This window comes from Lysobacter sp., assembly GCA_013141175.1.
GTDB lineage: Bacteria > Pseudomonadota > Gammaproteobacteria > Xanthomonadales > Xanthomonadaceae > Lysobacter_I.
In genome coordinates, this window is record JABFRN010000001.1 from 1,246,484 (window position 1) to 1,259,962 (window position 13,479).

At 67.1% G+C, this 13,479-nt stretch carries 15 protein-coding genes; 12 read left to right on the plus strand and 3 right to left on the minus strand.

From position 1 onward, the window contains the following. The first annotated feature begins 11 nt into the window (after positions 1-11). The 3 genes from HOP03_05655 (at position 12) to HOP03_05665 (ending at position 4,647) form a co-directional block, all read left to right on the plus strand. Positions 12-1,235 carry an efflux RND transporter periplasmic adaptor subunit gene (locus HOP03_05655; GenBank protein NOT87648.1) on the plus strand — a complete coding sequence of 408 codons (1,224 nt, stop codon included), beginning with the start codon at positions 12-14 and terminating at the stop codon, positions 1,233-1,235. Then, a complete protein-coding gene (locus HOP03_05660; protein NOT87649.1) occupies positions 1,232-3,787 on the plus strand; it encodes a cation-translocating P-type ATPase in 2,556 nt (851 codons plus the stop codon). Before HOP03_05655 ends, HOP03_05660 begins: the two co-directional genes overlap by 4 nt. An 86-nt stretch (positions 3,788-3,873) precedes the next feature. Beyond that, positions 3,874-4,647, plus strand: a complete 774-nt coding sequence (locus tag HOP03_05665; protein ID NOT87650.1) for a glucose 1-dehydrogenase — start codon at positions 3,874-3,876, stop codon at positions 4,645-4,647. Between the two features lie 38 nt (positions 4,648-4,685). On the opposite strand, the gene HOP03_05670 is transcribed toward HOP03_05665, so the two are convergent. Further along, a complete protein-coding gene (locus HOP03_05670; GenBank protein ID NOT87651.1) occupies positions 4,686-6,251 on the minus strand; it encodes a carboxylate-amine ligase in 1,566 nt (521 codons plus the stop codon). Between the two features lie 25 nt (positions 6,252-6,276). After that, complete coding sequence (locus HOP03_05675) at positions 6,277-7,059, minus strand: N-formylglutamate amidohydrolase (protein NOT87652.1); 783 nt, start codon at positions 7,057-7,059, stop codon at positions 6,277-6,279. A 242-nt stretch (positions 7,060-7,301) separates the two neighbouring features. On the opposite strand from HOP03_05675, the gene HOP03_05680 reads away from it, so the two are divergent. Further along, on the plus strand, positions 7,302-8,018 hold the full coding sequence (locus HOP03_05680; protein NOT87653.1) for a sterol desaturase family protein: 717 nt from the start codon (positions 7,302-7,304) through the stop codon (positions 8,016-8,018). A 117-nt stretch (positions 8,019-8,135) separates the two neighbouring features. Here the strand turns inward: HOP03_05680 and HOP03_05685 are convergent, their stop codons facing one another. Continuing rightward, positions 8,136-8,510 (minus strand): YciI family protein, encoded by a 375-nt coding sequence (locus tag HOP03_05685; protein ID NOT87654.1) that lies wholly within the window; start codon positions 8,508-8,510, stop codon positions 8,136-8,138. Positions 8,511-8,666: 156 nt separating this feature from the next. Between HOP03_05685 and HOP03_05690 the strand changes: the two genes are divergently transcribed. The 8 genes from HOP03_05690 to HOP03_05725 all read left to right on the plus strand — a co-directional run bounded on the left by HOP03_05690 (position 8,667) and on the right by HOP03_05725 (position 13,479). Continuing rightward, positions 8,667-9,101, plus strand: coding sequence for a YciI family protein (locus tag HOP03_05690; GenBank protein NOT87655.1), 435 nt, complete (start codon positions 8,667-8,669; stop codon positions 9,099-9,101). 31 nt (positions 9,102-9,132) lie between these two features. Then, positions 9,133-9,549: an extradiol dioxygenase gene (locus HOP03_05695; GenBank protein ID NOT87656.1), complete on the plus strand. Its 417-nt coding sequence runs from the start codon at positions 9,133-9,135 to the stop codon at positions 9,547-9,549. 33 nt (positions 9,550-9,582) lie between these two features. Then, positions 9,583-9,999 (plus strand): VOC family protein, encoded by a 417-nt coding sequence (locus tag HOP03_05700; protein ID NOT87657.1) that lies wholly within the window; start codon positions 9,583-9,585, stop codon positions 9,997-9,999. Then, on the plus strand, positions 9,996-10,424 hold the full coding sequence (locus HOP03_05705; protein NOT87658.1) for a glyoxalase/bleomycin resistance/extradiol dioxygenase family protein: 429 nt from the start codon (positions 9,996-9,998) through the stop codon (positions 10,422-10,424). The genes HOP03_05700 and HOP03_05705 overlap by 4 nt, the downstream gene beginning before the upstream one ends. A gap of 44 nt (positions 10,425-10,468) precedes the next feature. After that, complete coding sequence (locus HOP03_05710) at positions 10,469-10,927, plus strand: SRPBCC family protein (GenBank protein ID NOT87659.1); 459 nt, start codon at positions 10,469-10,471, stop codon at positions 10,925-10,927. Between the two features lie 43 nt (positions 10,928-10,970). After that, a complete protein-coding gene (locus HOP03_05715; protein NOT87660.1) occupies positions 10,971-11,327 on the plus strand; it encodes a DUF1428 domain-containing protein in 357 nt (118 codons plus the stop codon). A gap of 28 nt (positions 11,328-11,355) precedes the next feature. Next, a complete protein-coding gene (locus tag HOP03_05720) occupies positions 11,356-12,624 on the plus strand; it encodes an RNA polymerase sigma factor (protein ID NOT87661.1) in 1,269 nt (422 codons plus the stop codon). 186 nt (positions 12,625-12,810) lie between these two features. Continuing rightward, on the plus strand, positions 12,811-13,479 hold the full coding sequence (locus tag HOP03_05725) for a thermostable hemolysin (protein ID NOT87662.1): 669 nt from the start codon (positions 12,811-12,813) through the stop codon (positions 13,477-13,479).

Sequence of the window (13,479 nt, forward strand, 5' to 3'; positions counted from 1 at the left end):
CGGAGAAAGGCATGCACAAGACCAGAACCTGGATCATCGGCGGTCTCGCGCTCGCAGCCACGGGTGTGCTGTTGGCCTGGGCGTTCGCGCCGCGACCGCTGCAGGTCGAACTGGCGACCGCCAGCGTCGGCCGCTTCGAGATCACCATCGACGAAGACGGCAAGACCCGCGTGCACGATCGTTATGTGATCTCGGCGCCGCTGGCCGGGCAGCTGTCGCGGATCGCGCTGCACGAGGGCGATGCGGTCGAACACGATGCGGTGCTGGCGACGTTGGCGCCGACGCTGGCGCCGATGCTCGATGCGCGCACCGCTGGCGAGCTCGCGATACGGGTGGAGACGACCGATGCGATGGTCGCGCGCGCGCAGACCCGGATCGAACGCGCCAAGGTCGGGCTGGAGCAGACGCGCAATATCCTGAAGCGCGACGAGAAACTGGCGGCCGGGCGTTTCATCTCCGCCAATCAGCTCGACACCGATCGCCTCGCGGTGCGCGCGGCGCAGAAGGAGCTCGACAGCGCGACCCAGGATCATCACGTCGCCGGACACGAACGCGATCAGGCGCGCGCCGCGCTCGCGGCGGTCCGCGGCGGCGACGACGGGACCGCCTTCGCGGTGCGCGCGCCGATCGGTGGCCGGGTGCTGCGCGTGCTGCAGCCGAGCGCGGGCACGGTCGCGCTGGGTACGCCGCTGCTGGAAATCGGCGATACCGGCGGGATGGAGATCGCCGCCGAACTGCTGACCGGCGATGCGCTGCAGGCCAAGCCGGGCACGCCGGTACGGATCGAACGCTGGGGCGGCGCCGCACCGCTCGCGGGCAAGGTCCGCCGGGTCGAACCGGCCGGGTTCACCAAGATTTCCGCGCTCGGCGTCGAAGAGCAGCGCGTGAACGTGCTGATCGACATCACCAGCCCGGCGGAGCAATGGCGCGCACTGGGCGACGGCTATCGCGTCGGTGTGCGCATCGTCGCGCTCGCCCGCGACGCTGTGCTGCGGGTGCCGGTCAGCGCTGTCTTCCCGCGCGCGCAGTCGACCGGCGATGCGCGTGCGATGGCGGTGTTCGTGGTCGACGCGGATCGTCGTGCGCGCCTGCGGCCGGTGGAGGTCGGCGGACGCAACGGCGAAGACGCCTGGATCGTTTCCGGCCTGCGCGCCGGGGATCGGGTGATCGTCTATCCCGGCGATGCGGTGGAAGACGGCGCCCGCGTCGAAGCGCGCGCAACGGCATCGCAATGAACGCACCGGATGCGCACGTCGGCCTGAGCGCTGCCGAAGCCGCAGCGCGCCTGCGCCGCGACGGGCCGAACCTGTTGCCGCAGCCGGAGCGGCGCGGTTGGTCGCGGATGCTGTTCGATGTGGTGCGCGAACCGATGCTGTTGCTGCTGGTCGTGGCGGCGGTGCTCTACCTGCTGCTGGGCGACGCCCGCGACGCCGCGATCCTCGGCGTCTCGGTGCTGCTGGTGATCGCGCTGACCCTGTATCAGGAACTGCGTTCGGAGCACGCGCTGCAGGCGCTGCGCGATCTCAGCAGCCCGCGCGCGCGGGTGCTGCGCGACGGCGTCGAACGGAACCTCGCGGCGCGCGAGCTGGTCGTTGGCGACATGATTTCGGTCGCCGAAGGCGATCGCGTGCCGGCCGACGCCCGCATCATCGGCGATGCCGAACTCGAACTCGACGAATCGCTGCTGACCGGCGAATCCATGCCGGTGCGTCGCGTCGCCGGCACCGACGCAGACATCCACGCAGGCACCGACGATGCGCAATCCACGATCCAGGCCGGCACGCTGGTGGTGCGCGGCCACGGCATGGCGGAAGTGACCGCCACCGGCGCGCGCACCGGAATGGGCAGGATCGGCGCCAGCCTGCAGACGCTGCAGGCGGAGCGCACGCCGCTGCAGAACGAAATGCGGCGCGTGGTGGTCCTGTTCGCGCTGATCGGCATGGCCTCGTGCGTACTGATGATCGTGCTGTACGGATGGCTGCGCGGCGATTGGCTGCAGGCGCTGCTCGCCGGCATCACCTTGGCCATGTCGAACATCCCCGAAGAATTTCCGGTGGTGCTGACCGTGTTCCTGGCGCTCGGCGGATGGCGGATGGCGCGCCAGCGCGTGCTGGTCCGGCGTCCGCCTGCGATCGAAGCGCTCGGCGCGGTGACGGTGCTGTGCACCGACAAGACCGGCACATTGACCGAGAATCGCATGGCGCTGCAGGAGATCGCGACCGCGCGACATCCCGCGATGCCCGCGATGCCCGCGAGCGCAGCGCACGACATCACCGGACACGACGACGCCAGTCGTGCGCTGCTGCGCTGCGCGCGCCTGGCGAGCGCGCGCGAAACCCACGACCCGATGGATCGCGCGATCCTCGATCACACGGTCGCGGATGCGGTGGCCGACGATTCCACGAACATCAAACACTACCCGCTGTCGCCCGCGTTGCCGGTGTACGCGAACGTGTGGCGCATCGACGACGATCCGTCGCTGGCGGTCGCCTGCAAGGGCGCGCCGGAGACGGTCGCGATCCTGTGCGGGCTCGCGCCGGAAGCGCTGGACGAAGCGATGGCGCAGGTCGGCGCGATGGCGCAGCGCGGGCTTCGGGTGATCGCTGCCGCGCAAGCCGACTGGCCGCACGATGCCGCGCTGCCGGAGGATGCGCGCGACTTCCGTTTCCAATGGCGCGGCCTGCTCGGTTTCGCCGATCCGCTGCGCGCGGGCGTGCCCGATGCCGTCGCCGAAGCGCGCGCGGCCGGCGTGCGCGTGGTGATGCTCACCGGCGACCACCCCGACACCGCGCGCAACATCGCCGCGCAGGCCGGTCTGTCCGAGCGCCCACGGGTCGCGCTGGGCGCCGACCTCGCCGCGCTCGACGATGCGGCCTTCGCGATCGCCGCGAACGATATCGATGTCTTCGCCCGCGTGCGGCCCGAACACAAACTGCGCCTGGTCGAAGCGCTGAAGAAGAACGGCGCGGTGGTCGCGATGACCGGCGATGGCGTCAACGACGCGCCCGCGCTGATGACCGCACATGTCGGCGTGGCGATGGGCGCGCGCGGCACCGATGTCGCCCGCGAAGCGTCGTCGATCGTGCTGCTGGACGACGATTTCGCCTCGATCGTGCGCGCGATCCGGATGGGCCGGACGATCTACGACAATATCGGCCGCGCGGCCCGCTACATCATCGCGGTGCATATTCCGATCACCGGGCTGGCGCTGCTGCCGCTGCTGCTGGACGTGCCGCTGATCCTGCTGCCGCTGCATATCGTGTTCCTGGAAATGATCGTGGACCCGGCGTGCTCGTTCGTGTTCGAGCGCGAGCCGCCGGCCGAAAACATCATGCGCCGCCCGCCGCGCGCGCCCGTTGCGCATCTGATCGATGCGGCGACTTTCGCAGGCAGCATCGCCCGCGGCCTGCTTGCCTTCGTTGCGGTGCTCGCCGTGTACCTGCTCGCCGGCCGCGCAGGGTTAGCGACCACCCAGCAGGCGGCGCTCGCGTTCACCGCGCTGGTGATCGGCAATCTGGGCCTGATCGTGCTGCACCGCAGCGGCGGCAGCCTGTGGCAGGCGCTGCGCCGGCCGAACCCCGCATTCGCGATCGTGTCCGCGCTCACGCTCGCGCTGCTGGCCGCGATCACCCTGCTGCCCGCCGCAAGCGCATGGTTCGGGTTCGCACCGCCGCCACTGCCGTGGCTGCTGCTGGCGGCGGTGACGCCGCCGATGCTGCTGTTCGCCGTCGATCTGGTCGAACGGCGGTGGGCTGAACGGCGTTACGGCAACAGCACCACGACTTGAGCCGCGTCAACGCGTCGACGGCACGAATGTCGTGCAATGGCGATGACCGTTCATTCGAGATCGTCCATTCCGACAGGAGTCCCACCATGGATCGCGTGAAAGACAAGGTCTGCATCATCACCGGCGGCGCGCTGGGCATCGGTCGCGCCTGCGCGGAGCGTCTGGGTCAGGAAGGCGCGACAGTCGCCGTGTTCGATGTGCTGGATGCCGAAGGCGAGACGTTGGCCGCCGAACTGCGCGGACGCGGCATCAATGCCCGCTATTGGCACGTCGATGTCGCCAGCGAACGCAACGTGCAGACCGCGATCGATCAGGTCGCTGCATTGTTCGGCGGCGTGCAAGTGCTGGTCAACAATGCCGGCATCGCAGGCGTCAACAAACCGACCCACGAGATCACCGAGGCGGAATGGGACCGGGTGCAGTCGGTGAACGTGAAGGGCGTCTTCTTCTGCACCAAACATGCGATCCCGCATCTCAAGCTCGCGGGCAGCGGCAGCATCGTCAATCTGTCCTCGATCTACGGACTGGTCGGCGGCCCCGACGTGCCGCCGTATCACGCATCGAAAGGCGCGGTGCGATTGATGAGCAAGACCGATGCGATGCTGTACGCGCCCGACAGGATCCGGGTGAATTCGGTGCACCCGGGCTATATCTGGACGCCGATGGTCGAGCACCATCTCCTCGACAGCGGCGCCACCGATCTCGATGAAGCGCGCAAGGCCGTCGATCTCCTGCATCCGCTCGGCCACATGGGCGAGGTCGACGACATCGCCTGGGGCGTGGTCTACCTGGCTTCCGACGAATCGAAATTCGTCACCGGCAGCGAGCTGGTGATCGATGGCGGCTACACGGCACGGTGAGCGCGGCACCGCGAACGCGACGCAGCGACACGACGGAATCAATCGGGCCCGATACCGACCTCGCGATCGATCACCGCGACCGTGCGGCGATACAGGTCTTCGGCGTTCGCATGCGTGTCGGCGATGCTGATCAGGCTCAGCTTGCCGAATTCGCTGAGCGCGCCGATCAGGTTGAAGACCACGCCCTGTTGATGCGTGGGGTCGAAGTGCAGGCGATGCTCGACGATCAGATCGACGAGATCGTCGGGGGTGAGCTTGCGATACTCCGGCCGGCACAGGTTGTCGGTGGCGTAGTACACGCGCTGTTGGCCGGTCGGGGTGAGGAATTCGCAGCGCTCCGGGTCGTAACGGCCGGCGGTGAGGAACTGCAGCATCTGGAACGGCAATGTGGTGCCGCCCTTGCGCAGATTGATCTCGATCGCATGGTGCTGCCATGCGTCGCCTTCGCGCACGGTGATGAAATCGACGCTGAAGCGGCCAAGGACGCCGCCGCCGCGCAGAATCTCGCCGATGCGCGCACCGGCCGCCTGCAGCGATCCGCGGTAGCGCGCATCGGCGGGAAACGTGCTGCCGAGAAAGACTTGCCCGCTGTGGCCGCCGAGCAGCTGGTCGTGGGTGGAAATGATTTCGAGCGTACCGATCGGCGTGATCCGCATCTGCACCGACGGCGACCGTTTGTCTTCGCCCTCCAGCCACGCTTCGGCCACACCGCCCATCCGCGCGAATTTTGCCAGATAGGCCTCGACGCTCAGGCCGGCCGCTTCCGGCACCAGCCGATGCGGCATCTCGCGCTTGATCCAAGCCGGCACGACCGCATCGGCTTCGATGTCGTCGAAGTCGAACACGGCATTGCCTTCGCCCGAAAACCCTTCCTCGAGTTTGACCACCGCACGGCGCAGATCGGGATTGCGCCGTTTCAGCGCGGCGAGCGCTTCGTGCAGCTCATCGGGATTGCGCAGCCCTTCGGACCCGTCCGGCAGCGGCACGCCCGCGTCTCGGAACGCACGCCGGCTGCCGCTCTTGGTGCCGAACCCGGCCAGGGCCGGATCGCAGGCGTACAGCGGAATGCCCAGGCGCACCGCGAGCGCGACTTCTTCGGTGGTCGCATTGAAGCAGCTCAGATGCGCGGTGGCCGGATCGGCGACCGCGTCGCGGATGCGCTGCAGCAGGCGCGGCCGGGCGAGGATCTTCGAGGTCAGCGATCGCGCGCTGGAATCGTAGGCCGAGAGCAGGGTCAGGCGCCGACGCGCATGATCGCTCGGGATGCCCGACAGCAGACTCAGGTAATAGTCGATGATGACCGGGTCGACGGGCGTGCTGGTGACGAACACCACGCGGGTGCGCGGCAGCCGCAACAGCATCAGCATGCTGAGCTGGCGTTCCTCGTAGTGCGAGGCACCGACGATGTGCGCCAAGGTCTCCTGATCGAGACTCAGACCGGGAATGACCACGACCGTGCGTTCGGCCAGCGGATCGGCGTAGACCTCGCGGAACATCGGTTCCAGCCGCGCTTGCAGCGACAGGAAGATCGCGCGTTCGCGTTCGGAGCCAGACTGTTGATGGGCACCGTGCCCGAAATCGGAATCTCGATCGTCATCGCCCATCGCCGCTCCCCTTCGTGAAACGCGCCTAGGATCGAAACCGGCGGTACAGCGCCGGATCGTCGAGCAGCGGCGCGAGCCTGCGCGCGATCAGATCGGCCCACTGCTCGCGCTGGGTCGCGCTTTCGAGCAGATCCTGTCGCAGCTCGATCAGCAGATGCGGCAAGCCACGCGCCTCGGCGTGTTCGGCGATGGTGTAGCCGAACCCGACGCGGCCGGAATACGGTTCGTTGTCGCCGACATCCAGACCCTCGAGCACCCGCAGCGCATCCATGAACGGCAGGGCGATGCGGCCATCCTCGTTCCACAGCACCGAGATCGGCCAACGCCGGGTCTGCCCACCGAGTTCGGGAGCGAAGCTGTGGATGGAGATCAGCGCCGGGGACGCGCCGGCATCGAGGTGCGGCTGCAGCCAATCGGAAATGGCGCGGTGGTACGGCTGATGGAGCTGTTGCCAGCGCTGCCGCCGCGCGGCGTGATCCAGATCGAGATTGCCCGGCACGGTGGTGCCGTCGCTGTGCGCGGGGCACAGGGTGGCATCGTCGTAGTAGCGATTGGCGTCGACGACCAGCCGCGAATAGCCATGCAGGAACGCAGGCAGGTCCAGACGCGCGGCGAGCAGGCGGGTGACGGCGGCGGCGTGCAGATCGACGGCGATATGCTCGCGGAAGGCGGGCTCGGGCAGTCCGAGCTGGGCGAGCTTGGCCGGCACCACGGCGGAGGCGTGATCGCAGAGCAGCAGGGCCCGGCTGGATGCGCCGGGCAGACAGGTCCAGACCGGGGGATCGTGCGGGCCGATCAGGCTCTGCACCTCCTCCGTGGACGATCGAACGGCTAGGTCTGGGTCATCGCGCACCAGCGGATCATGGCAAGCGCACGAAGCGCGGGCAAGCGTGGCGCGCGGTCTGCCGGAGCGGCCGGCATCGCGGCGGTATCGGTATCCGCTACGCAACGTGGCACGCGGCACGACCACCCGCATCCGGAATTGAATCCTGCCCGGCCGCCACCAGCCTTCCCGTATCTCCGCACACATCGGCGACTGGAGTGCAGGCCATGCTGAAGATCATCTTTGCCGCGTTCGCGTTCTGCTTCATCGTCGAGCGCCTGTTCCCGGGCTGGCCGCTGCCGAAGGTCAAGACCTGGCCGCTGCGCGTGGTGCTGGTCAATGCCGTCCAGCTCGGGGTCGTACTGCTTGCCGGCGTGAGCTGGGAACGCTGGCTGTCCTCGGCATCGCTGTTCCAGCTCCCGGCGCACGTGCCGCCCGCAGTCGGCGGCCTGCTTGCGTATGTCATCGCCACGTTCGTGTTCTATTGGTGGCACCGCTGGCGTCACGAAGTCGATCTGCTCTGGCGCGGGTTCCACCAGATCCACCACAGCCCGCAGCGGTTGGAAGTCGCCACCTCGTTCTACAAGCATCCTGGCGAGATGGTGGTCAATTCGTTGCTCGGCAGTCTGCTCGTGTACACGGTGCTGGGGCTGTCGATGGAAGCAGCCGCGATCTACACCCTGTGCACGGCGCTCGGCGAATTCTTCTACCACACCAGCGTGAGGACGCCGCGCTGGGTCGGCTATGTTTTCCAACGTCCGGAAATGCACCGCATCCATCATCAATACGGCCGGCACAGGAACAACTATGGCGATATCGTCTGGTGGGACATGCTGTTCGGGACCTACGAGAATCCGGCGGAATGGACGGCGACGTGCGGGTTCGATGACGAGAAGGAGCAGCAGCTTGGCGCGATGCTGCTTTATCGAGATGTGAATCAGTGATGGGGGGTGTTTTGCTTGATGGTGTATGGGTAAGGCCCGGAGCCTTTTTCGCGCTGGTGCGCGAAAAAGATTCCAGGCGTTACCTGCACACCACATAGAGAAAATCGACCCGATTCCTCACGCCCCCACCCGCCTGCGCACCGCATCGAAATCCCGCACCGGCCGCACCTCGATGCTGCCGAACCGTATCCACGGAAACTCGTGCGCGATCCGCACCGCCTCCTCCATGCTGTCCGCTTCGATCAGATTGAAACCCGCCAGCACTTCCTTGGTTTCCGCGAACGGCCCATCGATCACCCGCGCCGCGCCCTCGCGGACGCGCACGGTGCGCGCCTCTGCGGGCGCCTCCAACTGCTGCGAGCCGAGCAGGCAACCCGCTTCGCGCAGTTCGTCGGCATGGGTGATGCAACCGTGCATCAAACGGTCGTATTCCGCCTGCGGCAGGGTCGCCATCAGCTCGGGATCGGTATAGACCAGCAGCAGATATTGCATCGCCATTCCTCGTGGGCTCGACCCCGTCTATGATGCCCGAGTCGCTGCGAAAAATATTTTCATGATCGTGTCGATCCCGTGTCTCCCCGTTCGTCGTATCCGGCATGAACGCCCTGAACGGGCCCGCTACGGCCCCTCTCCAACGAGGACGAGACGATGAAAGTGATGGTGATCGTGAAGGCCACCGCCGACTCCGAAGCCGGTGTCCTGCCGGACCGGGATCTGCTGGCGGCGATGGGCCGTTTCAACGAAGATCTGGTCAATGCCGGCGTGATGCTGGCGGGCGAGGGCCTGAAGCCCACGGCGCAGGGCGTGCGCGTGCAGTTCGACGGTCCGCAGCGGCGGGTGGTCGACGGTCCGTTCGCCGAGACCAGGGAGCAGATCGCGGGCTTCTGGCTGTGGCAGGTGCGCTCGATCGACGAGGCCATCGAATGGGCGCGCCGCTGCCCGAATCCGCATCCGGGCCCCAGCGAGATCGAAATCCGCCCGGTGTTCGAGGCCGACGACTTCGGCGAGGCGTTCACGCCCGAATTGCGCGCACAGGAAGACCAACTGCGCGAGCGCCTGGAACGCTCGCCGCCATCGGCATGAGCCGCCCCGCAACCATGACAGGACCACGACCATGCCCAACGATGTCTGGCTGAATCTGCCGGTGAGCGATATCGCCGCCGCCTCGCGCTTTTTCGAGGCGATCGGTTTCGCGCCCCAGCCCGGCCCCGGCAACACCGCGACGTCGGCGAGTTTCGCCATCGGCGACAAGCGGGTCATCCTGATGCTGTTCGCCCGCGAGGCATTCGCCGGCTTCGTGCAGCATCCGGTGAGCGATCCGGCCACGGGTTCGGAAGTGCTGTTCTCGATCGGCGCGGACAGCCGGCGCGACGTGGACGAGATCGCCGCGCGCGCACGCGCCGCCGGTGGCCGCGTATTCGCCGAGCCCGCCGAATTCCAGGGCTTCATGTACGGCTGCGGTTTCTGCGACCCCGACGGCCATCGCTGGAACGTGTTGTACATGGATCCCGGCAGTTCCTCCTGCGCCTGATCCACCGATCCCTTCCCATCGACGGAGACCGCCATGCGCTTCATCGCCTACCTCAACTTCAACGGCAACTGCCGCGCCGCCTTCGATTTCTATCGCGAATCCTTCAAAGGCGAGATCACCATGCGCATGACCTACGGCGATTCGCCGATGCGCGATGAAATGCCGGCCGACAACCATGGCCTGATCATGCACAGCCGGTTGGAGGTGGGCGACGCGGTGCTGATGGGCGCCGACGGCCCGCCGCCGCACACCGCCAGCGGCCAGGGCACCTGCGTGAACATTTCGTTGGATACGATCGAAGAGGCGGAGCGCATCTATCAGGCACTGTCCGCAGGCGGCGAGGTGCAGATGCCGCTGCAGGAGACGTTCTGGGCGCATCGTTGGGCTGCGTTCACCGACCGCTTCGGCAAACCGTGGATGATCAACTGCATGAAGGAGTCCGAGTCATGACCCACGCGTCCAAAGCCCGCCAGCTGTTCGTCAATCTTCCGGTCGAGAACCTCGACCGCACCATCGCGTTCTTCGCCGCGCTGGGCTTCGGCTTCAATCCGAAATTCACCGACGAGAACGCCACCTGCCTGGTGATTTCCGAACACATCCAGGTGATGCTGCTGGCGAAACCGTTCTTCGCCGGTTTCACGAAGAAGCCGGTCGCCGATGCACATGCCGCCACCGAAACGCTGCTGGCGCTTTCATGCGAATCGCGCGAAGAGGTCGACGCGCTGGTCGCGAAGGCGGTCGCCGCCGGCGCGGCCACGCCGATGCAGATCAACGACCACGGTTTCATGTACCAGCACGGTTTCGAGGATCTCGACGGACACCAGTGGGAAGTGTTCTGGATGGACGAGTCCAGCTTCCCGCAAGCGGACGCCTGACTCCCCGGCGCGATCCACACCATGACTGCACAGGAGTTTCCCCGATGACCACCGAGACCGGCACGGTCCGCTTCCACCGCGTTCTGCGCGCACCGCCCGAACGCGTCTATCGCGCTTTCGTGGATCTCGATGCCAAGGCGAAATGGCTGCCGCCATACGGATTCGTCGCCAGGGTCCATCATTCGGATGTGCGCGTCGGCGGCGGCTATCGCATGAGCTTCACCAACTTCGGCACCGGCGCGCAGCACAGTTTCGTTTGCACCTATACCGTGCTCGAACCGAACGCGCGCATAGGCTACACGGACCGCTTCGACGATCCGAACCTGCCCGGCGACATGGCGGTGGAGATCCTGCTGCGTCCGGTGTCCTGCGGCACCGAACTGCAGATCGTTCAGAGCGGAATTCCAGCAGCGATCCCAACCGAAATGTGTTGCCTCGGCTGGCAGGAGTCGCTGTCCCAGCTCGCCCGGCTGGTCGAGCCGGACATCGCAGACGGCGCCTGATCCCGCGCCGATCCACATCCCGCAACCACAGAGGAGAACGCACATGGCTTATGTCGATGGATTCGTATTGCCTGTCCCGAAGAAGAATCTCGCCGCCTACCGGAAACTGGCCCGCAAGGCCGGAAAGATCTGGAAGGAATACGGCGCGCTCGAATACGTCGAATGCGTCGCCGACGACGTGATGCCGGGCAAGCTCACCTCGTTTCCGCAGGCGGTGAAGCTGAAAGCCGACGAAGTGGTGGTGTTTTCGTGGATCGTCTACAAGTCCCGCGCGCACCGCGACAAGATCAACAAGCAGGTGATGGCCGACCCGCGCTTGGCATTGATGGATCCCAAGTCCATGCCGTTCGACGGCAAGCGGATGTTCTGGGGCGGCTTCAAGCCTGTCGTCACGTTGTGAGCGCGATGCGGGCGGCGCCGCGACAGCGATGACCGGCGACCGTCTCCATCGCAGCCTCGACGCGCTGTGGCGGATGGAATCGCCGCGGCTGGTCGCGCGTATCGCCCGCATGACCGGCGACCTCGGCACCGCCGAGGCGCTGGCCCAGGACGTGCTGGTCGCCGCGCTGGAACGCTGGCCGCGCGATGGCATGCCGGACAACCCGGCGGCATGGCTGATGGCGACGGCGAAACACCGCGCCATCGACCATCTGCGGCAACGCGCGCTGCATGCGGGAAAACAGGCCGAATATGCTGCGGAACTGCAGCTGCACGGAGCGGACATGGTCCACGATCGCGCCGACGAACATGCGGACGACGACATCGGCGACGACCTGCTGCGTCTGGTGTTCGTGGCCTGCCATCCGGCGCTGCCGCTGGAATCGCGCGTCGCGCTGACCCTGCGCCTGCTCGGCGGGCTGACCACGGCGGAGATCGCGCGCGCTTTCCTGCAGCCGGAAGCGACCGTGGCGCAGCGCATCGTCCGCGCCAAGCGAACGCTGGCGGAGAAACGGGTGCCGTTCGAGGTGCCGCGCAAGGCCGCGCTGGGCGAGCGCCTGGATGCGGTGCTCGAAGTGATCTATCTCGTCTTCAACGAAGGCTATGCGGCCAGTGCCGGCGAGGACTGGATGCGGCCCGCGCTGTGCGAGGAAGCCCTGAGGCTCGGCCGCGTGCTGGTCGGCCTGTTGCCGCAGCAAGCAGAAGCCTCGGGGCTGTTGGCGCTGATGGAGCTGCAGGCTTCGCGCGCCAAGGCGCGCATTGCCGCCGATGGCAGCCCGGTGCTGTTGCTGGAACAGGATCGCGCGCGCTGGGACCGCCTGCAGATCCGGCGCGGCTTGAACTCGCTCGCCCGGGCGCAACGGCTCGGCGGCGCGCAGGGTCCCTACGCGCTGCAGGCCGCCATTGCCGCATGCCATGCGCGTGCGACGCGCGCCGAGGACACCGACTGGTCGCGGATCGCGGCGCTGTATACGGGGCTGGCCGAAGTACAGCCGTCGCCCGTCGTCGAACTGAATCGCGCGGTCGCGGTCGGGAAGGCGCAAGGGCCGCTGGCCGCCCTGGTGCTGGTCGATGCCTTGCGCGACGCCGCCGCACTGCGCGACTACGGGCTGCTGTACGCGGTTCGCGGCGATCTGCTCGAACAGCTGGGGCGTCGCGAGGAAGCTAGCGGTGAATTCGAACGCGCGGCATCGCTCGCCGCCAACGCGCGCGACCGCGCGCTGATGCATGCACGCGCGAGCGCATGCGCGGCGCCGTGAAGACCCGTGCGGCAATCCGCCGTTCGTGATCGAACGACCGAGGGCGCTTGTCGACAATCGTTCGCATCGGCGACGGGATGCGAACGTCGAGCGCGTCACAGCGCAATGAAAGTCTAATCCGGCGCTCACATCCCGCTAACAAACGAATCATCTTCGCTTAATCGCCGCCGATGATGATGCGGCCTCATGACACCGACCCTGCCTTACGTTTCCGCACAGCGCCCGCACGGGTTCGCGAATGGTGCCCTGATCGGCATCGACGACGCGCGACGCACCGAAACCGAGGCTTTCATCGCCCAGGTCTACCGCCTGCGCTATGGCGCCGAACTGACCCGATTCCTGCCGCATCTGCTGGCGTTCCGCAACGCTGCGGGCGGCCTGCAGGCGGCGGTCGGGCTGCGCAGCGGCAACGAAGGCCCGCTGTTCGTCGAACAGTATCTCGACGTGCCCGCCGAGGCCGCCATTGCCCATGCCATCGGCGGCCCGGTGATGCGCGACCAGTTGGTCGAAGTCGGCAATTTCGGCGCGTTGACGGCCGGCGATGCGCGCGAATTGATCCTGCATCTGACCTGCTGGCTGCACTCGGCCGGCTTCCGCTGGGTCATGTTCGCGGCGACCCGGCAGTTGCGCAACGCCTTCGACCGCCTGCATCTGGCGACGGTCGAACTGGCCGACGCCAATGCCTCGCGCCTGATCGACGACCACAACCACTGGGGTCGCTACTACGACGCGCAGCCGAAGCTGATGTTCGGCGATATCGCGGCCGGGCACGCCTATCTGCAGCGCGCGGACAATGTGTCGAAGACGACCTTGGCGATGCCGCTGCTGCCCTGCCTCGCTGCAGGTGCGCTGTGA

Coding starts and splice junctions, on each gene's coding strand:
- HOP03_05655 (NOT87648.1), top strand. CDS start 12: ATGCACAAGACCAGAACCTGGATCATCGGCGGTCTCGCGCTCGCAGCC.
- HOP03_05660 (NOT87649.1), top strand. CDS start 1,232: ATGAACGCACCGGATGCGCACGTCGGCCTGAGCGCTGCCGAAGCCGCA.
- HOP03_05665 (NOT87650.1), top strand. CDS start 3,874: ATGGATCGCGTGAAAGACAAGGTCTGCATCATCACCGGCGGCGCGCTG.
- HOP03_05670 (NOT87651.1), bottom strand. CDS start 6,251: ATGGGCGATGACGATCGAGATTCCGATTTCGGGCACGGTGCCCATCAA.
- HOP03_05680 (NOT87653.1), top strand. CDS start 7,302: ATGCTGAAGATCATCTTTGCCGCGTTCGCGTTCTGCTTCATCGTCGAG.
- HOP03_05685 (NOT87654.1), bottom strand. CDS start 8,510: ATGCAATATCTGCTGCTGGTCTATACCGATCCCGAGCTGATGGCGACC.
- HOP03_05690 (NOT87655.1), top strand. CDS start 8,667: ATGAAAGTGATGGTGATCGTGAAGGCCACCGCCGACTCCGAAGCCGGT.
- HOP03_05695 (NOT87656.1), top strand. CDS start 9,133: ATGCCCAACGATGTCTGGCTGAATCTGCCGGTGAGCGATATCGCCGCC.
- HOP03_05700 (NOT87657.1), top strand. CDS start 9,583: ATGCGCTTCATCGCCTACCTCAACTTCAACGGCAACTGCCGCGCCGCC.
- HOP03_05705 (NOT87658.1), top strand. CDS start 9,996: ATGACCCACGCGTCCAAAGCCCGCCAGCTGTTCGTCAATCTTCCGGTC.
- HOP03_05710 (NOT87659.1), top strand. CDS start 10,469: ATGACCACCGAGACCGGCACGGTCCGCTTCCACCGCGTTCTGCGCGCA.
- HOP03_05715 (NOT87660.1), top strand. CDS start 10,971: ATGGCTTATGTCGATGGATTCGTATTGCCTGTCCCGAAGAAGAATCTC.
- HOP03_05720 (NOT87661.1), top strand. CDS start 11,356: ATGACCGGCGACCGTCTCCATCGCAGCCTCGACGCGCTGTGGCGGATG.
- HOP03_05725 (NOT87662.1), top strand. CDS start 12,811: ATGACACCGACCCTGCCTTACGTTTCCGCACAGCGCCCGCACGGGTTC.